18 protein-coding genes are annotated in these 18,936 nt (G+C 69.2%); 6 read left to right on the top strand and 12 right to left on the bottom strand.

The annotated features are described in order from the left end of the window. Positions 1–173: 173 nt before the first annotated feature. The 10 genes from CK625_RS13160 to gspG all read right to left on the bottom strand — a co-directional run bounded on the left by CK625_RS13160 (position 174) and on the right by gspG (position 10,541). Positions 174–1,160, bottom strand: coding sequence for a tripartite tricarboxylate transporter substrate binding protein (locus tag CK625_RS13160; RefSeq protein WP_238945672.1), 987 nt, complete (start codon positions 1,158–1,160; stop codon positions 174–176). Positions 1,161–1,270: 110 nt separating this feature from the next. Next, on the bottom strand, positions 1,271–2,290 hold the full coding sequence (locus CK625_RS13155) for a tripartite tricarboxylate transporter substrate binding protein (RefSeq protein ID WP_095540790.1): 1,020 nt from the start codon (positions 2,288–2,290) through the stop codon (positions 1,271–1,273). A 222-nt stretch (positions 2,291–2,512) separates the two neighbouring features. Beyond that, positions 2,513–3,814, bottom strand: a complete 1,302-nt coding sequence (locus tag CK625_RS13150) for a CaiB/BaiF CoA transferase family protein (RefSeq protein ID WP_095540789.1) — start codon at positions 3,812–3,814, stop codon at positions 2,513–2,515. Positions 3,815–3,824: 10 nt separating this feature from the next. Further along, positions 3,825–4,646 (bottom strand): oxepin-CoA hydrolase, alternative type, encoded by an 822-nt coding sequence (locus tag CK625_RS13145; RefSeq protein ID WP_095540781.1) that lies wholly within the window; start codon positions 4,644–4,646, stop codon positions 3,825–3,827. Then, positions 4,643–6,814 carry a 3-hydroxyacyl-CoA dehydrogenase NAD-binding domain-containing protein gene (locus CK625_RS13140; RefSeq protein ID WP_095540780.1) on the bottom strand — a complete coding sequence of 724 codons (2,172 nt, stop codon included), beginning with the start codon at positions 6,812–6,814 and terminating at the stop codon, positions 4,643–4,645. Before CK625_RS13140 ends, CK625_RS13145 begins: the two co-directional genes overlap by 4 nt. Positions 6,815–7,111: 297 nt before the next feature. Further along, positions 7,112–8,197, bottom strand: a complete 1,086-nt coding sequence (gene gspK, locus CK625_RS13135; RefSeq protein WP_172425181.1) for a type II secretion system minor pseudopilin GspK — start codon at positions 8,195–8,197, stop codon at positions 7,112–7,114. 11 nt (positions 8,198–8,208) lie between these two features. Beyond that, entirely contained in the window at positions 8,209–9,093 is an 885-nt protein-coding gene (locus CK625_RS13130) for a PulJ/GspJ family protein (RefSeq protein ID WP_172425180.1), read from the bottom strand. Position 9,094: 1 nt separating this feature from the next. Next, positions 9,095–9,505: a type II secretion system minor pseudopilin GspI gene (gene gspI / locus CK625_RS13125; protein WP_095540777.1), complete on the bottom strand. Its 411-nt coding sequence runs from the start codon at positions 9,503–9,505 to the stop codon at positions 9,095–9,097. Beyond that, complete coding sequence (locus tag CK625_RS13120; RefSeq protein WP_238945671.1) at positions 9,502–10,035, bottom strand: prepilin-type N-terminal cleavage/methylation domain-containing protein; 534 nt, start codon at positions 10,033–10,035, stop codon at positions 9,502–9,504. The genes gspI and CK625_RS13120 overlap by 4 nt, the downstream gene beginning before the upstream one ends. 53 nt (positions 10,036–10,088) lie before the next feature. After that, complete coding sequence (gene gspG / locus CK625_RS13115) at positions 10,089–10,541, bottom strand: type II secretion system major pseudopilin GspG (protein ID WP_095540776.1); 453 nt, start codon at positions 10,539–10,541, stop codon at positions 10,089–10,091. Positions 10,542–10,689: 148 nt separating this feature from the next. Between gspG and CK625_RS13110 the strand changes: the two genes are divergently transcribed. Next, positions 10,690–11,277, top strand: a complete 588-nt coding sequence (locus tag CK625_RS13110) for a type II secretion system protein N (protein WP_095540775.1) — start codon at positions 10,690–10,692, stop codon at positions 11,275–11,277. A gap of 75 nt (positions 11,278–11,352) precedes the next feature. Here the strand turns inward: CK625_RS13110 and CK625_RS13105 are convergent, their stop codons facing one another. Continuing rightward, positions 11,353–12,483 carry an acyl-CoA dehydrogenase family protein gene (locus CK625_RS13105; RefSeq protein WP_095540774.1) on the bottom strand — a complete coding sequence of 377 codons (1,131 nt, stop codon included), beginning with the start codon at positions 12,481–12,483 and terminating at the stop codon, positions 11,353–11,355. A 211-nt stretch (positions 12,484–12,694) separates the two neighbouring features. Here CK625_RS13105 and CK625_RS13100 point away from each other — a divergent pair, with 211 nt between their 5' ends. Further along, on the top strand, positions 12,695–13,732 hold the full coding sequence (locus CK625_RS13100; RefSeq protein ID WP_095540773.1) for a DMT family transporter: 1,038 nt from the start codon (positions 12,695–12,697) through the stop codon (positions 13,730–13,732). A gap of 160 nt (positions 13,733–13,892) precedes the next feature. Continuing rightward, positions 13,893–14,888, top strand: a complete 996-nt coding sequence (locus CK625_RS13095; RefSeq protein ID WP_095540772.1) for an alpha/beta fold hydrolase — start codon at positions 13,893–13,895, stop codon at positions 14,886–14,888. A 33-nt stretch (positions 14,889–14,921) separates the two neighbouring features. Here CK625_RS13095 and CK625_RS13090 read toward each other — a convergent pair whose 3' ends face one another. Continuing rightward, the gene (locus CK625_RS13090; protein WP_095540771.1) at positions 14,922–15,815 is read right to left on the bottom strand and encodes an IclR family transcriptional regulator; all 894 of its coding nucleotides are present in this window, start codon (positions 15,813–15,815) and stop codon (positions 14,922–14,924) included. Positions 15,816–15,985: 170 nt separating this feature from the next. Between CK625_RS13090 and CK625_RS13085 the strand changes: the two genes are divergently transcribed. The 3 genes from CK625_RS13085 (at position 15,986) to CK625_RS13075 (ending at position 18,935) form a co-directional block, all read left to right on the top strand. After that, complete coding sequence (locus CK625_RS13085) at positions 15,986–17,074, top strand: ABC transporter ATP-binding protein (protein ID WP_095540770.1); 1,089 nt, start codon at positions 15,986–15,988, stop codon at positions 17,072–17,074. After that, entirely contained in the window at positions 17,071–17,937 is an 867-nt protein-coding gene (locus tag CK625_RS13080; protein WP_095540769.1) for an ABC transporter permease, read from the top strand. Before CK625_RS13085 ends, CK625_RS13080 begins: the two co-directional genes overlap by 4 nt. 203 nt (positions 17,938–18,140) lie before the next feature. After that, a complete protein-coding gene (locus tag CK625_RS13075; protein ID WP_095540787.1) occupies positions 18,141–18,935 on the top strand; it encodes an ABC transporter permease in 795 nt (264 codons plus the stop codon). Position 18,936: the final 1 nt, after the last annotated feature.

Here is an 18,936-nt window from a genome sequence, read left to right as displayed (position 1 = left end):
CGGCGAGCGCACGGTGGATGCGCTGTGGCGGCGCATGGGGCAACTGGTTGATCTGTTCTCGGCTCAAGAGTGTGCCAATTACTTCAGATCAGCTGGATATGTAATTAATTAAATCGAAAATGCTCTAATCACTCGGCCCAATAGCTCACACCCCAATCACTCAGCGCAATGGCTCAGCCCAGCAGCCCTTGCGCGCGCAGTTGCTGCACGCGCGCCTTTTCCTTGGCCACGCTCTGCGCCGCATAGGCTGTGTATTCCTTGGGGCCCATGTAATTGAGCGGCTGGTTGAGCTGCGCCAGCGCCTGGCGGCCTGCGTCGGACTCCAGCGCCTGCTTGAAGGCATCGTGCACGGCCTGCACCTGGGCCGCATCCATGCCCGGCGGGCCGGCCAGGCCAAAGGGCGAATCCACCCAGGTATCGGCGCCCAGCTCGCGCATGGTGGGCAAGTCGGGAAACTGCTGCGAGCGCTGCTCGGTGAGCATGGCCAAATACCTCATGCGCCCGGCGCGGATGTACTGCACCGCCGTGCCCGTCATGGCCGCGGCGTCCAGGTGGCCACCCAGCAGCTCGGTGGTGATGTCGCTGTCGCTCTTGTAGGGCACGATGTTGAGCTCCAGCCCCAGCGCCTGCGCCACCTCGCCCATGACGATGCGCGGCGTGCCGGTGGCGCCGGTGACGCCCACGGTCAGCTGGCCCGGGCGCTGCTTGGCCTCTTGCGCAAACTCCTGCCAGGTTTTCCAGCGCGCATCCTGGCGCACGGCAAAGCCGAACACGTAGTTGGTCATGCAGATGATGTAGCTCAGTTTGAGCGGATCGAAGCCGACCTTGGTCAGAAAAGGCTCGCGAAACACCGTTGCCGGCAGCACGGCAATGGTGTGCCCATCGCGCGCCCGCGCCAGGGCCGCCGCGCCGAATGTGCCATTGGCGCCGGGGCGGTTTTCGATCACGATTTCCTGGCCCAGCGCCTGCGCCGCCTGGGCCGAGAGGGTGCGCAGCAAGGTATCGGTCGGCCCGCCCGCGCCATAGGGCACGATCAGTTGCAGCGGCTTGCTGAACTGGCCTGTGGCCCAGGCGGGGATGGCGCCTGCGCTGGTCAGCAGACCCAGGCCGGCCAGCAGCTGGCGGCCCATGAATTCACGGCGATTGGGGTGGTGGCGCATGGTGGATTCCTTTCGATCGGGGCGTTGCACGTTGCCGGCCAGGCCAGCGGGTTGAGGTGATGGGGGGCGCAACCGCAGTGGGTCGCTTCAGGCCAGGGGCCTCACAGGCCCTAATCCAGCGTGATGCCGGCTTGCTGGATGACGCCGGCCCATTTGGCGGTTTCCTCGGCGATGAAGGCATCGGTCTGGGCCGGCGGCAAGCCTTTGGGGAAAGTGCCCATGCGCTGCAGCGTGGCCTGCACCGCGGGCTCTTGCAGGATCTGCGCCGTGGCCTGGGCGAGCTGCTGCACCACGGCGTCGGGCACGGCCGCCGGGGCGATCAGCGCGGCCCAGGTGCTGCCTTCAACGCCTGCAATGCCCTGTTCGGCAAAGGTCGGCACATCGGGGATGGCCGGCAGGCGCTCGGCCCCAGCCACGCCTATGAGCTGCACCCGCCCTTGCGGGCCGCCGTGCTCGATCAGGTTGGTGGGCGCATCGAGCAGCAGGTCGATGTGGCCGCCGATCAAGTCGGCCAGCGCCGGCGCTGCGCCGCGGTAGGGCACGTGCACCATGTCCACCTTCGTGCGCCATTTGAGCAATTCGGTCGTCAGGTGCGCCGATGCGCCCTTGCCCGACGAGCCATAGCTGAGCTTGCCCGGGTGCGCGCGGGCGTGTTCGATCAGCTGCGCGGCCGATTGGAACGGCACCTGCTTGGCCACCCCGGCCACCAGCGGCGAGATGCCCAGCAGCGAGACGCCGCGCAAGTCCTTGGCCGGGTCGTAGGGCAGCTTGGGGTACAGCGTGGTATTGACGGCATAGGCGGCGATGACGACGCCCAGCGTATGGCCATCGGGCGCGGCGCGGGCCAGCTCGGCCACCCCGGTGATGCTGTTGGCGCCAGGCTTGTTGTCCACCACCACGGGCTGACCCAGGCGCTGCTGCAGACCCGGCTGCAACAGCCGCGCCATTTGGTCGGTGAAGCCGCCGGGCGCATAGGGCACGATGATGCGCACGGGCCGGCTCGGCCAGGGCTGGGCGCCCTGCCCGACCTGCGCCTGCTGAGCCTTGGCCTGCCCGCTGGCCTGGGCAGGCAGGCCAGGCAGCGCCAGCAGGGCCGCTGCGCCCAGCGCTGCCCAGGCGGCCCGCGCCATGCGCGCCATACGCCCAGTCCCCCCCATCTTCCCAATCCGCGCAGAGCGCTCGATGCGTGCGCCACCACAGCGGCGCAGGGCCTGCAACGGTGCGTGGCAAGCGGTGATGACAGTCATGGCAATGCTCCCTCCCCCGGTGGTGATTGACCGATCCCGCCCGTGCCTGGCGCCAGGGTCACGCCATGCGCGGGCTTGGCCCTGGCCCAGGGCCGTTCAGACCATTCAAGAAAGCTTGGATGCGCTCGACGCCTCAGCCGCAGCAGGCAGTTTGAGCACGCCCTGAGTCTGCAGTTGCTGCAATTGCTCCTCGCTCATCTCCAGCAGCCTGTGCAACACCTCGCGCGTGCCTTCGCCCAGCGTGGGCGGCGCATGGCGGATGGGCAGGCGCTGGCCGTCGAGCCGGTAAGGCGGCGCGAACACCGGCACCGTGCCAGCCACGGGGTGCGGCAATCTCTGCAGCAGGCCGCTGCGCTGGGTGCGATCGCTGCTCAGCGCCTCGTGCAGACCGCTGACTTCGCCGCAGGGGATGCCCTGCGCGCGCAAGCGCTGCAGCAACTGCGCGCGCGGCCAGGCCGCAATGGCCTGCTGCAGCAGCGGTGCCAGCGCCTGGCGGTGGCGGGCGCGCTGCACGTTGGTGGCAAAGCGCTCGTCCTGCACGATCTCCGGGCGCTCGATGACGTGCAGGCAAAACTTCTCGAACTGCGCGTTGTTGCCCACGGCAATGATGAGCGGGCCGTCAGCGGCCTCGAACAGGCCGTAGGGCATGATGGACGGATGGGCGTTGCCGTAGCGCGCCGGGTCGTGGCCCAGCTCCAGGGCCTCCAGGCCGTAGTAGCCCGTCACCATCAGGCCGCAGTCGTACAGCGCCATCTCGATCAGCCGGCCACGGCCGCTGCGCTGGCGCTCAAACAATGCCGCCAGCACGGCCTGCGCGGCGGCCATGCCGGTCATCAAGTCCACCACGGCCACGCCAAATTTCAGCGGCGGCTGCCCGGCCTCGCCGTTGAGGGCCATCAGCCCGGCCTCGGCCTGGATCACCAGGTCATAGCCGGGGCGCGCGGCCTCAGGGCCGCTGCTGTCGTAGCCGGCCACGGCGCAGTAGATCAGCTCTGGCTTGAGGGCCTTGAGCCGCTCGTAGCCCAGGCCGAGCTTTTCCGCGCCGCCGCTTTTGAAGTTGTGCACCAGCACATCAATCTGCGGCAGCAGCGCCTCGATGATCTGCAACGCCTGCGGGGTTTGCAGATCCAGCGTGACCGAGCGCTTGTTGCGGTTCATGCTGTTGTAGTAGGTCGTCTCGGTCTGGCCGATGCGCAGGCCCCAGTCGCGCGTGTCGTCGCCACGGCCAGGGTGTTCGATCTTGATGACCTCGGCGCCGAAGTCGGCCAGCACCTGGGCGCACAGCGGCCCGGCAAACACGCGCGACAGGTCGAGCACACGCACGCCGGCCAGCGGCAGGGGCTGCGGCGCGGCGGAATCTGCTGCATCTGGGGCCGCACGCTCGGCGGGCTGAGTTTTTGCATCCATGGCCTGCTCCTCAATCGCGCCGCGCCTGGCGCAGGCGCACAAAATCGGGGTTGCGCTTTTCGAGAAAGGCGCCAATGCCTTCGCGCGCCTCGTCCCGGCCCTGGGCCTGCACCATGCGCTGCGCCTCTTCTTCGAGCTGTTGCGCCAGCGGCTGGCTGGCGGCCATGCGGCACAGCGCCTTGATGTCGGCCATGGCCTGCATCGGCCCCTGGGCGATCTGCTGGCCCAGCTCCAGCGCCTGGGCTCGCGCCTGGCCCGGCGGCGTCAGCGCGTTGACGGCGCCCAGCGCATGCAGTTGCACGCCGCTGATGCGCTCGCCTGTCAGGCACAGCTGCGTCATGCGCTGGCGCGAGAGGAACTGCGCCAGAAAATGCGTGGCGCCGCCATCGGGGCTCAGACCGACTTTGACGTAAGCGACGGAAAACACGGCGTCTTCAGCAGCCACCAGCATGTCGCAAGCCAGCGCCAGCGACAGCCCGGCGCCTGCGGCTGCGCCTTCGACGGCGGCAATCACCGGCTTGGGGCAATCGGCGATGGCGCGCACCAGGATGTTGAGGCGTTCGAGCTCCTCGCGGCGCTGCTGCGGCGCCATGGCGTGGCGCTGCGCCAGCTGGCGCAGATCGCCGCCAGCGCAGAAGTGCCCGCCCTCGCCGGTGAGCACGATCGCGCCCACGCTGGCATCGTCTGCGGCCTCGCGCAGCGCCTGCACCAGGCCCTGGTAAAAGCCGGGCGTGAGCGCGTTGCGCGCCGCCACGTTGTTGTTGGACAGCAGCAGCACAACGCCGTGGCGCTGGCGCAGCAATGGCGGCTCGGTCGTTGCGGTGGCGCTCATGGGGTCTGCTCCTCCGTGGTGGCTGCGGCGGCATTGAGACTGGCGAAATTGCGCCCTTGCGCCACCAGTTGCTGCAGCAGCTGGGCAGGCTGCCAGAACAGCGCATCTTCCTGGGCGAAGGCCTGGATGTCGGCCAGGATGGTCTGCAGCCCTTGCGCATCGGCCCAGTGCATGGGCCCGCCGCGCCAGCGCGGAAAGCCATAGCCGCCCAGGAACACGGCGTCCACGTCCAGCGGGCGCAGCGCAATGCCTTCCTGCACGACCTTGGCGCCTTCGTTGACCATGGCGGCCATGTAGCGGCGCATGATCTCATCGGCGCTGAAGCTGCGCGGCGTGATGCCCTTGCGCGCGCGCTCGGCAGCGGCGATGGCCAGCACCTCCTCATCGGGCTGGCCGCTGCGCGCTCCCTCGACATAGCGGTAAAAGCCGCGCCCGGTCTTTTGGCCGAACCAGCCGCGCTCGCAGATGCGGTCGGCAATCTCCACATAGCGCGCACGCGGATCGCGCGTGGCAGCGCGGCGCTTGCGCGTGGCCCAGCCGATGTCGCCCCCGGCCAGATCCGTGACTTGGAACGGCCCCATCGGGTAGCCAAAGCCGCGCACGGCAGCATCGATCTCGTAGGGGCTGGCGCCGTCTTCCATCAGGTAGTCGGCCGCCTGTTTGTACACAGCCAGAATGCGGTTGCCGATGAAGCCATCGCAGACGCCGGCGCGCACCGGCGTTTTCTTCATGCGCGCAGCCAGTGCAAAGGCGGTGGCCACCACATCCGGCGCGGCCTGCGCGGGCACGACAATCTCCAGCAGCTTCATGATGTGCGCCGGGCTGAAGAAGTGCAGGCCGATCACGTCCTGCGGCCGGCCCGTGGCCGCAGCGATGGCGTCGATGTCCAGGTAAGAAGTGTTGGTGGCCAGCACCGCGCCGGGCTTGCAAACGCGCTCGAGCTGGGCAAACACAGCCTGCTTGACGGCCAGATCCTCGAACACGGCCTCGATCACCAGATCCACCTCGGCCAGCGCGGCGTAATCGGTGCTGGCGGCAAAGCGCGCCATGGTGTCGGCCTTGGCCTGCTCGCTCATGCGGCCCTTGGCGATCAGGCCGTCATAGACCTTTTCCACATTGGCCTGGCCACGCGCCAGGGCCTGGGCATCGCGCTCGATCATGGTCACCAGCAGGCCTGCATTCAGCGCCGCCACGGCAATGCCTGCGCCCATGGTGCCGCCGCCGACCACGCCGATGCAATGCACTGGGCGCGGCGCGGCGGCGCGCGCCTCTGGCACCTGCGCGGCGGCGCGCTCGGCCCAGGCCGCATGCAGCAGCGCGGCGTGCTGGGCGCTGCCGCGGGCTTGCTCGAACACGGCCTGCTGGCCCGCCAGGGCCTGCGCCCAGGGCTGCTGCACAGCCGTGCGCAGCGCCTGCAGGATCAAACCGGGCGCTTGCAGGCCGCGGCTGCTCTTGCGCTGCGCCTGCTCCTGCGCGTCCAGCTCTGCCAGAGCCTGCTCAGGCGATGCCAACAGCTGGGCCGAGGCCGGGCGCGGCCCAGCCTGCTGCGCCAACAACTGCCCGGCCCAGGCCAGGCCAGCGGCCAGGGCATCGTCGCCATCGGCCAGCAGCTGATCGACCAGGCCGGCATCGCAGGCCTGCTGCGCCGTCAGCGCCTTGCCGCCCAGCAGCCATGCGGCGGCGGCCTCGGCGCCCATCCAGCGCAGCGCGCGCGCCATGCCGCCCGCAGCCGGCGGCAAGCCCAGCGCCCAATCGGCCCATGCCAAACGGGCCGAAGGCAAGGCCAGCCGGTAGTGCGCAGCCAGGGCCAGCTCCAGGCCCGCGCCTTGCACGCGCTGCTGCAGCACGGCGATGACGGGTTTGGGAAAGGCTTCGATGCCCTGGCAGGCCGCGCGCAGCGCCTGGCCATCGGGCGTGCGCGCGGCATCGCCCTGCACGGCCGCAGCGTCCAGCGCGCCATCCCAGGCGGGGCCGGCCAGCAGCAGCACGGCCTGCGTGGCCGCATCGTCCTGGGCCTGTTGCAGCGCCTGCTGCAGGGCGGCGCACACGACGGCCTGATCGGCCAGCACAGGCGCGCGCTGCAACTGCAGCGCCAACACCGGGCCATGCTGCTGCCACAGCAAGGGCGCCGCAGCATTCGGGTTGGGGGAAGAGGCAAGGTCGGACATGAAGAAAAGGCCTTTTCTGTTCGGTTTCCAGCGGACGAGGGGCCATGCTAAATGCAAGGCATGGCAAAGGCTGTCCGCCAGCCGACAGCGGCACGGAGCGTGCAGTCAGCGTGAGGCTCAAATCCTGCTCAACCGCTCGGCGCAACTGGGCAAGAAGCGGTTGGGCATGGGTGCAAGGCGACACATTGCGCCGATCACGCAGCCATGGCCAACGCTGTGGCGAGGCTTTGCAGCGCAAGCGGATCGGCCCAATCCGCAATCCGGAAACCGCCGTGCAAAGATGTTGAACAGCGGCTCTCAGCGCCGCTGCGCTGCGGGCTGGCCTGGCTGGCCTGGCTGTGGGGCCGTGCTCAGCGGCGCCAGCGGGGCGTCCAGCGCTGGCGGCGGCACGGCGCATTCGCGGCCCACGGTGTGCAGCGTGCGGCCGTCGCGGCGCAGGATGTAGTGATCCTGGGTCTGCAGCGCATCCAGGCGCAGCCGGCCACTGACGAGAAAGTAATCGCTGCCGACACTGAAATAGCGCTCGGGCAGCGCCATCTCCCCAGGCAGCAGGGCCTGGGCCATGGCCAGCGAATCGAAATGCTGCAGGCTGCGCACGGCCGCCAGGCGCGCTGCGGCGCTGCCGGCGCCCTCGGGCAGCGCGGCGGCCAGCACACGCTCGCTGGCGGTGTTGAGGTTCAGCCGCGTGCGCACCGCCGGCAGCAGCGTGATGTGCGGGCGCAGCGAGGCGATCTCGGGCTCGCGCAGGCCCAGCCAGGCCAGCTGCTCGACACAGGTGGGCGCCAGATCCACATCGGCCTGCAAATCCACGCGGGTGGCCTCCAGGTAGCGTTGCGCCAACGGCGCAGCGCGGCCTGCGCCCAGACCCAGCTCGATGAACAAACGCTCGAACTGCTGCAGCACCTGCGGGTCGATCTGGCCGCCATCGAGCAGATTGGCAAAGTTCAACCGGCCGTTGAGATCGACGATGGCGCCAGAGAAGAAGGCCTCGCCCAGATCGGCGTTGGCGTCCGTGGCGATGTTGTGCTCGGCGCTCAGAAAGGTGCCCAGCTTGGCCTCGGCCAGCGGCACGGCCCAGGGCTCGTTGAAGTGGTCGCTGGGCTGGCCGCCCTGGCTGCTGGAGGCCGAATCGACCACGGCGTCGATGTTCAGGATGATCTTGGACCAGTCCAGCGCGCCGCGCACCAGCCAATGCGACTGCATTTGCGCGCGCTCATCGGCCTCGGCCTGGGCGCTGCGCCACTGACGCCAGCTGGCCGCAGCCGCCATGCTGGCCAGCAGCGCCACAATCAGCATGGCCAGCAGCAAGGCCGCGCCGCGCATGCGGGCCGCAGCGGCGGGCCGCAGCCGCTGCGCCAGGCCGCCTGAGCGACGGGGGGGCATGCGACCGGCCATCAGCGCGCACTCCCGAACAGTGGGCTGAGCCAGTCGCGCGTGATGCGGCCGCCAAAGCCGCTGTGCTCGGCCAACTCCAGCTCCAGGCGGATGCCGTCGGGCAAGCGCATGCGCACGGCTGGGCTTTGGTAGCGCTGCGCGTTGCCTTCGCCCTCTGCACCGCCCTCGCCATTGCCCTGCCCGTTGCCTGGGGGCTGGCCACCTGGCGCATCGAGTGCGCCATCGCGCTGACCATCGGCTGGCGGCCGCTCCTGGCGGTCGAAGGGCTGGTCCAGCCCGCCCTGCGGGTCGCCCCCGCCTGGGCCTGGGCCACCGGCCCAGCCCAGTTGCTGGCTGGACAGCGGGTTGCTCCAGCGCCCTTCCAGCGCATAAAAAATCTGCCAGCGCACCAGCGGCAGCAGGCGCACGGCCTGGCCGTACTGCGACTGGCCCTGCCCCTGGGCCCAGAGCTGGGCCGCATTCCATGCCGCCAGCCACTGGCGACGCTGGCTGATGGGCTGCGACTGCCAGCGCAACCAGTGGCTCTGGCCGTCGATTTGCTGCTCCGCCCAGGCCACGACGCGCAGACTGGGCGGCTCGCCCTCGTGCACGCGAGTGCTGGCGCGCGTCAGGCGCAGCACCTTGCCGTCCCAGTCCAGCGTGGTCAGCGCTGGCACCTGCACCAGCTGATCCAGGTCGCGCTGCCACTGCGCCAGCGCGGTCTGCAGCAGCGCCTGCCGCTGCGCGCTGCGCTCGGCATGGGCCTGGGCGCGCAGCAAGCCGTCAATGCCGCGCCAGCTCAGCCCCGCCAGCACCGCCATCAGCGCCACGGCCACCAGCACCTCGATGAGCGTGAAGCCACACGCCGTGCGCCCTGCGCCTGGAGAAGTTCTTTGGCCCGCCATCTCAGAAGCGCCCCACCAGGGTCGAGAGCGAGAGCACAAAGTGCTGCGCGCTGTGCACACGCGCATCGACGCGCCGCAGCGAAGGGTTGACGGTGCCGCTGCTGACCACCTCAACCTCGAACGCCCGCCCGGCCTGCTCGCAGCGCTCGCGCGTGGTGCCAATGGAGGGCAGCTGGGTCTGCGCCAGCAGGCGCACCTGCACCAGGGCGTTCTCGGCGCACCACTGCGCCAGCATCACCTCCTCGCGGCGCTGGGCGTTGTGCAACAGGCCGCCTGCGGTGCGTGAGCCAGCAGCCAGCGCCACCGCCACGATGGCCAGCGCCACCAGCACCTCCACCAGCGTGAAGCCATGCTGGCGCAGCCCACGCGCGACAGGCTTGGGCGCGGCTCGGCGCGGCCAGGGCAGCGTCATGGCACGCGCACCTCGAACGGCGCCAGACCATCGCTGACCACCTGCACGCGCAACGCCGGCTGATCCGGCAGGCTGAGCGTGATGGCCGTGGGCGTGAGAATGGGCTCGGGCCCCAGCAGCACCGGCTGCACGGGCTGGGCCACTACGCCCGGCTGCTCCCAGCGCGTGGGCAGGTCTTGCAGCAAATGCGGGATGCGCCCCTCGAACACAAAGCCTTCGGGCGTGGGGCGCCAATGCACCGCATGGCCGCTGGCGCGCGAGTGCAGCCGCGCCGACTCCAGCAACGCCGCCAGGCGGTCGCCCTCGCGCTCGAGCGCGCGCTGCCCGCTGTCCGGCCAGGCCAACACCATCACCGCCGCGCCGACAGCGATGATGGTGGCCACCACCAAAATCTCCATCAGCGTGAAGCCGCGCTGGCGGCGCGGCTTCAGCGGCGTCAGTGACAGGCGCGAAGGGCAGCACGGCCAGGCTGGCCGGCCTGCAGTGCTGCCCGCCCAGGCCATGGCTGCGGTGTACGCCTTGCTGCCCATGCCAACTGGCTCCTCGCGCTGGAACTTTGAACCGTCTGAACAGCCAGCGGGGCTTACTGCCAGCTGCCGATGTCCGCGTCCGTGCCCTCGCCGCCGGGGCGACCATCGCCGCCGTAGGAGAGCACATCCACCTCGCCATACACGCCGGGGAAGACGTACACATACGGATTGCCCCAAGGGTCATTGGGCAGCTTGCCATTGTCCAGGTACGGGCGGCTCCACTTGGCCGGCACCGGCTCGGTGCTGGGGCGCGCCACCAGCGCCTGCAAGCCCTGCTCGCTGGTCGGGTAGCGCATGTTGTCGGTGCGGTAGAGCTTGAGCGCCGTCATCAGCGTATTGATGTCGGCGCGCGCGGCCGTCTGGCGCGCCTCATCGGTGCGGCCCAGGATGCTGGGCGCCACCAGCGCGGCCAGCACGCCGATGATGACCACCACCACCATGATCTCGATCAACGTAAAGCCCTGCTGGCGGCGGCCAGCAGGGCGGCGGGAAATGCTTGTCGACATAGAAAAGCCCTGGAGCTAAAAAAACACGGGCAGCGCCCAGGCAAGGCACAGGCCACATGGCGCAGACCGAGCCGCCCATGCAGCACGGCACGGGCGGCGGCACCCGGGCAGCCGCTGCCGGCTGCGGCGTGAATCATAATCGCAGCCCATGCGTACGCCTTTTCTCTCCTCCGCCTGGCCGCCGCGCCTGCTCACGCTGGGGCTGTGGGCCCTGGCCGCCGGCAGCACCGCCTTCTGGCTGCTGCACCTGCCCAGCCAGCAGCCCCCGGCCGATGCCGACGTGGCCCAGGCCGCGCTGCTGGCCGATGCCCAGGGCCTGAACCAGCTGCTGGGCGCGAACGCCGCCGAGCCCCAAGCGGCCCCAGACGAGCCGCCCGCGCCCGCTGCGCAGTACCAGCTCGTGGGCGTGCTGGCCGGCGCACGCAGCGGCCGCGGCGCCGCGCTGATCGCCGTCAACGGCCAGCCCGCCAAGCACTACCGCGTCGGCGCGCTGCTCGACGGCGGCGAAAACCTCTACCTGCAATCGGTCTCAGGGCGCAGCGCGCAACTGGGCCCCAGCCTGGGCGGCGCAGCCCAGCTGCAATTGCAACTGCCCGAGTTCGAGCCCGCCCAGCGCCCGGCCACCGCCAGCCCGCTGTACGCTGCGCCCACCACCCAGCCCGGCGCCAACAACCTGCCGCAGCGCCACTCGCCGCGCTCCACCCAGCAGCACGTGGCCATGCCCCCTGGGGGTTGAGTTGCACGCCTCGGGCGTGCATGGCGCCGGCCCTGATCGGGCCACGCCCAGCCTGCGATGCCAGAGGTGATCGGGTCAACCCAGCGCGCGCTGGATCAGGATTTTCTGCACGTCGCTGGTGCCTTCGTAGATCTGGCAGACGCGCACGTCGCGGTAGATGCGCTCGAGCGGGAAGTCGTTGACGTAACCGTAGCCGCCCAGCGTCTGGATGGCGGCGCTGCAGACGCGCTCGGCCATTTCGCTGGCGAACAGCTTGGCCATGGCGGCCTCGCGCAGGCAGGGCCGGCCGGCGTCGCGCAGGCTGGCCGCATGCCAGATGAGCTGGCGCGCCGCTTCGATCTGCATGTCGCACTCGGCCAGGCGAAAGCCCACGGCCTGGTGGTTGATGATGGCGGTGCCAAAGCTCTCGCGCTCCTTGGCGTACTGCACGGCGGCCTCGAAGGCCGCGCGCGCCATGCCCACGCTTTGCGAGGCGATGCCGATGCGCCCGCCTTCGAGCGAGGACAGCGCGATCTTGTAGCCCTCGCCTTCTTCGCCGATGCGGTTTTCCAGCGGGATGCGGCAGTCCTCGAAGCGGATCTGGGCCGTGTCGCTGGAGTGCTGGCCGAGCTTGTCTTCGAGCCGCTCGACGTGGTAGCCGGGGTTGTCGGTGGGCACGATGAAGGCGCTCATGCCCTTCTTGCCGGCGGCCTTGTCGGTCACGGCGATGACGATGGCCACTTGGCCGTTCTTGCCGCTGGTGATGAATTGCTTGACGCCATCGATGACGTATTCATCGCCCTGGCGGCGCGCGGTGGTGCGCAGCGCCGAGGCGTCCGAGCCGACCTGCGGCTCGGTCAGGCAGAACGCGCCCAGCATCTTGCCCTGCGCCAGCGGCTGCAGCCATTGGCGTTTCTGCGCGTCATTGCCATAGCGCATGAGGATGGCGTTGACGGGGCAGTTGGTCACGCTGATGGCGGTGCTGGTGCCGCCGTCGCCTGCGGCGATTTCCTCCAGCACCAGCGCCAGCGTCAGGTAATCCAGGCCAGCGCCGCCGTACTCGGTGGGCACGCAGATGCCGTAAGCGCCCAGCTCCGCCAGGCCCTGATGCACGTCGGCGGGGAAGTGGTGCGTGCGGTCCCATTGCGCGGCGTGCGGGGCGATCTGCTCCTGCACGAAAGCGCGCACGGCATCGCGGATCATGGTCTGGTCTTCAGTCAACAGCATGGGCTGGTCTCCAAGGTGCATTGCAACGGAAGGCCCGCGGGGGCCATCGCACCAGCGCGCCCGGCGCGCTCAGCGCCTGCACGGCCCGGGCGCTGCGCAGCACGCGCGGCGCGCTGCCCGCAGGCCTTCCAAGGTGAAAACAGGCATTGTAGGGGCCGGCCTGCGCGCCCGGCTGCTACCATGGCCGCCGTTTTTTGCCCTGCCCGCGCCCATGTCGCCCCCATCGCCCGCCAGCCACGCCCCCGCCCCGCCTGCTGCAGCCCAGCCCTGCACGGCGCCACCGTCACAGGTCACCGCCGGGGTCGTCAATGCCCTGGTGGCCGGGGCGTTCTGGGGGCTGATTTTCTTGATCCCGCTGCTGCTGCCCGATTTCAATGCCTGGCAGCTCTCGGCCGCGCGCTACCTGGTCTATGGCTGCGTGGCCGTGCTGCTGCTGGCGCCCCGCTGGCCGCGCCTGCGCGGCCGGCTGGGCCGCCAGGAGCTGCTGGGCCTGCTGGGCCTGAGCATGCTGGGCAACATCGTGTATTACGTGCTGCTGGTCTGGGGCGTGCAATGGGCCGGGGCCGCGCCCACCACGCTGATCATTGGCCTGATCCCGGTGCTGGTGACGCTGTTTGGCACCAGCCGCCAGGGCGCCATCGGCCTGCGCCCGCTGCTGGCGCCGCTGGCGCTGTGCCTGCTGGGCACCAGCCTGGTGGCGGCGCAAAGCCTGCTGCAGGGCAGCCCGGCCACGGCCACGCTCAGCACCGGCCAGCGCGCGCTGGGGCTGCTGGCCGCCAGCGGCGCGCTGCTGAGCTGGTCGGCCTATTCGATCTACAACAGCCACTGGCTGCGCCGCCGCCCGGACATCTCGCCGTGGGACTGGTCGCTGCTGACCGGGCTGGCCACCGGGCTGCTGTCGCTGGGGCTGGCCGTGCCGGCCTTTCTCGCCCCCTGGCTGGCGCCGGCGGCAGGCAGCGATGCAGCGCACACGCCCGCGCAGTGGCTGTACTTCTGGCTGCTGACGGGCACGCTGGCCATCCTGGCCTCGGTGGTGGGCAACAACTTCTGGAACCGCGCCAGCCGTCAGCTGCCGCTGACCATGATTGGGCAAATGATCGTGTTCGAGACCGTCTTCGGCCTGGTCTACGGCTTTTTGTACGACTGGCGACTGCCCTCCACGCTGGAATGGCTGGCCATGACGGCACTGATTGCCGGCGTGCTGTGGTGCGCGCGCGTGCACCAGCGCCAGCACCGGGGGGCGGCATAGGCCTGTCCCCAAGGCTGCAGGCCCGCGCTGGGCCTGCGGCTACGATCTGCCCCTGCCGACATCGCCCGGTGCGCCCACCCGCCCGGCACAGCCCAGGGCCTGTGCCGCAAATGCCCGCGCCGCCTGCCACACCTGCCACGCCCAGCCAGAAAGGATTGCCATGCCAGAGCGCCTGCCCCCCTACCCCGACATGCCCGCCGCACAGACCATCGACGCCAATGGCGCGCGCTTTTCGGTGCATGTGGCCGGCGCCGGCCTGCCCATCGTGCTGCTGCACGGCTTCCCCGAGCTGGCCTACTCCTGGCGGCACCAGATTGCGCCGCTGGCGCAGGCCGGCTGCCAGGTCATCGTGCCCGACCTGCGCGGCTACGGCCACACCGGCGCACAGGGCGCGCTGGAGGATTACCGCATGCACAACCTGGCGCGCGACGTACTGGGCATGCTGGACGCACTGGGCATTGCGCAGGCCGTGGTCGTCGGCCACGACTTCGGCGGCGCCCTGGCCTGGACGCTGGCTCGCGACCACGCCCAGCGCCTGCTGGGCGTGATCGCGCTGAACACCCCCTACACCCGCCGCACCGAGGACGACCTGATCGCCACCTTGCGCAAATACCGCGGCGAGCAGCACTACATGATCTTCTTCCAGAAGCCAGGCCAGGGTGAGGAGCTGCTGGGCCGCGACGTGGCCGCCACCTTTTCCGGCATGATGCGCCGCCCCAACCCGGCGGCCATCGCCGAGATGGCGCGCCAGCAGCCCGAGCTGCTGCGCGCACTGCCGGCCACATTGCTGGGCCACACCCCGCAGCTGTGGGGCGAGCCGCTGCTCAGCCAGCAGGAGCTGGCCGTCTACGTGCGCACCTACGAAGCCACCGGCTTCACCGGCGGGCTGAACTGGTACCGCAACCTGCACCGCAACTGGCTCGACAGCGCCGGCACGCCCGACATGGTGCAACTGCCGGCGCTGATGCTCACCGCCGAATACGACCTGGCCCTGCCGCCGGCCACCGCACAAGACATCACCCGCAACGTGCCACGCGCCCAGACCGAGCTGATCGGCAACTGCGGCCACTGGAGCCAGCAGGAGCAGCCCGAGCAGGTCAACCAACACATCATCGGCTGGCTGCGCAACAACGGGCTGCTGCCCGCTGGCCAATAGCGCCGCACCGCTCGCGGCGGCAGCGGCGGTGCTTCACAGCGCCTGCCCCACATGGGCCACCATGGTGTACATGGGGCGGCGCAGGCTGGGGTCGAAGGGGTTGATGAGGCCTGAGAGCTGCCGCGCCTCGCGCAGCAGCAAATCGCGCACGATGGGCAGGCGCTCATCGCTCAGGCGCAAGACGTGCGTGGCAACGGACAGCGCCGCCACCACGCTGCCATTGACGTCAAAGACCGGCACGGCAATGCCGGCCATGCCTTCGAGCAGGCCATCGCGCTTGAAGCTGTAGCCCAGCTCGCGCGCCTGGCGCACGGCATTGCGCAGATAGACCTCGTCATAGACGTTGTAGTGCCGGATGCGCGGCAGGTTGTAGCGCAGCACCTCCTCATGCTCGGCATCGGGCAAGTGCGCCAGGATGACCAGCGAGCCCTGCCCCACCCCCAGGGCCACGCGCCCGCCCACGTCCCCCGTGAAGGTGCGCACCGGGTATTGGCCTTCGACGCGATCGAGGCAGACCGCATCGAAGCTGGAGCGCACCATCAGCAGCACCGTATCGCCCAGACTGGCATTGAGGCGCAGCAAGGCCGGCCGCGCCAGGGTGCGCAGATCCTGGCCTGCCGAGGCCTGCGCGGCCAGGCAGAACAAGTCCAGGCCCAGCCGGTAGCGCTTGCTGTGCGCGTCCTGCTCGACCACGCCTTCCTGCACCAGGCTTTGCAACAGGCGATGGGCGCTGGCCTGGGTCAGGCCCAGCGCCTGGGCCAGATGGGTCACGCGCACGCCTTCGCGCTGGTGCTGCCCCAGCGCCCGCAGCACGCTGAAGATGCGGTGGGTGGCGCTGCGCTGGTGCTGGGCGGCAGTGGCGTGCGCATCGTCGGCGGCCACCGCTGGGCGGAGGCGCTCGGTGGCAGGTCGCGCTGGTCTGGTCATGGCATGTGCTCAATCGGAAGAAATCCGAGGTTAGCAGATCTATTGTTCCGACCAGTGGAATATTTTTGTCTTAAGTCCCGATTTCAGTGTTTTTACCTAATTTCTTTTGCGCAATCTGACTGAAGAATGCAAAAAGCTTTCGCTCTTTTTACGGTGAGTGGATTCATTCAATGAGCTTTCTGCGCCTTCATCATCTTGGCAAACAGTACGGCAAGAACTGGGTCGTCCAGGACTTCAGCCTGGACGTTGCGCAAGGCGAGTTCGTCTCGCTGCTGGGGCCCTCGGGCTGCGGCAAGACCACGACCTTGCAGATGATTGCCGGCTTCGTGCAGGCCAGTGCCGGGACCATCGAACTGCAAGGGCGCGACATCACGCGGCTCAAGCCGCATTTGCGCGGCCTGGGCGTGGTGTTCCAGAGCTACGCGCTGTTTCCGCACATGACGGTGCGCCAGAACGTGGAGTTCGGCCTGGAGATGCGCAAATGCCCCGCGCAAGAGCGCCGCGAGCGGGCCATGCGGGCCTTGGAGCTGGTGCATTTGCAGCCCCTGGCCGAGCGCTACCCGCGCGAGCTCTCGGGCGGGCAGCGCCAGCGCGTGGCACTGGCGCGGGCGCTGGTGATCGAGCCGCCGCTGCTGTTGCTCGACGAGCCGCTGTCCAACCTGGATGCGCAGTTGCGCGAGGAGATGCAATTCGAGCTGCGCGACATCCAGCGCAAGCTGGGCACGACCACGATCATGGTCACGCACGACCAGGCCGAGGCCATGTCCATCAGCGACCGCGTGGTGGTGATGCAGGCCGGGCGCATCACCCAGATGGACACGCCGCAGGCGCTGTATGAACACCCGCGCACGCCATTCATCTCCCACTTCGTCGGCAAGGCCAACGTCGTGCAGGCGCAGCCCGTACTCGACGCACAAGGCCGCTGGCATGCCGTCGCGGCAGGCATTGCACTGCTCGGCCCGCTGGACGGCCCGCCTGCGGGCCAGCGGGCGCCATCGGCCAGGGCCGACAGCGGCGCACTGACGCTGGCCATCCGCCCCGAGAAACTGCTGCTGACGACCACGGACGCCGGCCGCTGCCGGGGTCACGTCACGCAATGCCTGTTCCTGGGCAGCCAATGGCTGTATGCATTGCACACCCCCCTGGGCACGCTGATGGCCTTGCGCACCAACGATGGCACGGCCCCGCTGGCGCTGGGGCAAGAGGTGGGCATCGACTGGCAGGCGCAAAGCCTGCGCCTGCTGGAGACCCAGGCATGACATCGCACCGCACCGGCAGGCACTGGCTGGCCTGGGCCATGACGGCGCCCGCGCTGGCGCTGTTTGCGGTGCTGCTGCTGACCCCGCTGGCGCTGAGCGTGGCGCTGTCCTTCAACGCCTACGACCCCAGCGCCGGCACCGTGCCGGGCAGCTTCACGCTGGACAACTACCGGCAGGTGCTGCGCGATCCGTACTACTACGGGATCTTCTGGCGCACGCTGCGCATCTCGGCCGTGGTGACACTGCTTTGCATTCTGATCGGCGCGCCCGAGGCCTACATCCTCAGCCGCATGCGCCAGCCCTGGCGCTCGGTGTTCCTGCTGGTGATCCTGGCGCCGCTGCTGATCTCCGTGGTGGTGCGCGCCTTCGGCTGGAGCATGCTGCTGGGCCCCAACGGGCTGATCAATGCCGCGCTGCAGGCGCTGGGGCTGGGGCCGGTGCGCCTGCTCTACAACGAGACGGCCATCGTCATCGCGCTGGTGCACGTGATGATGCCCTTCATGGTGATTGCGGTGTGGACTTCGCTGCAAAAACTCGACCCCTGGTTGGAAAACGCCGCGCTCTCGCTGTCGGCCACGCCGCTGGCCGCGCTGCGCCGCGTGGTGCTGCCGCAGGTGATGCCGGGCGTGCTGGCCGGCAGCCTGATTGTGTTTGGCCTCTCGGCCAGCTCATTTGCCATCCCCGGCCTGCTGGGCGGGCGCCGGATGAAGATGGTGGCCACGCTGATCTACGACGAGTACCTGTACGAGCTGAACTGGCCGCTGGGGGCGGCCATTGCGCTGCTGTTGCTGGCGCTCAATCTCATCATCATGGTGGGCATCAGCCGCATGGTCGAGCGCCGCTACCAAAAAGCCCTGGGCTGATTGCAATGCACCCAGGATAAGAACCTGTTCAAAATCTCAGTGCGAGTGGGCAAGAAGCGGTTTGGGATGGGCTGCAAGGCGCAAAACGCAGCCATAGCTGGGGCTATGGCGAGGCTTTGCAACGCGGCAGGCCGCCCAAATCCGCTTGATTGCACACCGCGCAGAAATTTTGAACAGGTTCTAAGAAAAAAAAGGAGATGCCCATGCAGAAAAACGGCCCCATCGCGCTGCTGTTTCACACGCTGGTCATGGCATTCATGCTGGCGCCGCTGCTCATCGTCTGCCTGGCCGCGTTTTCCCCGGCCGAGACCCTGTCCGTGCCCACGGGCAACTGGTCGCTGCGCTGGTTCCGGCAAGTCTTCCGGCACCCGGACTTCATGCAGGCGTTCTACAACAGCCTGGCGCTGGCCACGGCGGCCGCCACCCTCTCCACAGCCCTGGCCATGGCCGCGGCGCTGGCCATCGTGCGCTACCCCATCGCCGGGCGCAGCTGGCTGCAGGGGCTGTTTCTCTCACCGCTGATCATTCCGCACCTGGTGCTGGGCGTGGCCATGCTGCGCATGCTCTCGCTGCTGGGCGGCCAGGGCAGTTTCGGCTGGCTGATCCTGGCCCACGCGCTGGTGGTCACGCCCTACACCATGCGGCTGATCATGGCCGCACTGGTGGGTTTCGACCGCAGCGTTGAGCAGGCCGCCCAGTCGCTGGGCGCCAATGGCAAGGTGGTGTTGCTGCGCATGACGCTGCCCATGATCTTGCCGGGCGTGACCGGCGGCTGGCTGCTGGCCTTCATCAACAGCTTCGACGAGCTGAGCATGTCCATCTTCGTGGTCTCGCCCTCGACCGTCACGCTGCCGGTGCGCATGTACATGTACGCCACCGAATCGCTCGACCCGATGATGGCCGCCGTCTCCGCCCTGATCGTCTTTCTCACGCTGGGCCTGATGCTGCTGCTCGACTGGATCTACGGCCTCGATCGCGTGCTGATCGGCAAGCATTGAG

The sequence above is a fragment of the Vandammella animalimorsus genome, assembly GCF_002285265.1.
Taxonomy (GTDB): domain Bacteria; phylum Pseudomonadota; class Gammaproteobacteria; order Burkholderiales; family Burkholderiaceae_C; genus Lampropedia.
This window is presented reverse-complemented; position numbering and strand designations above follow the sequence as displayed.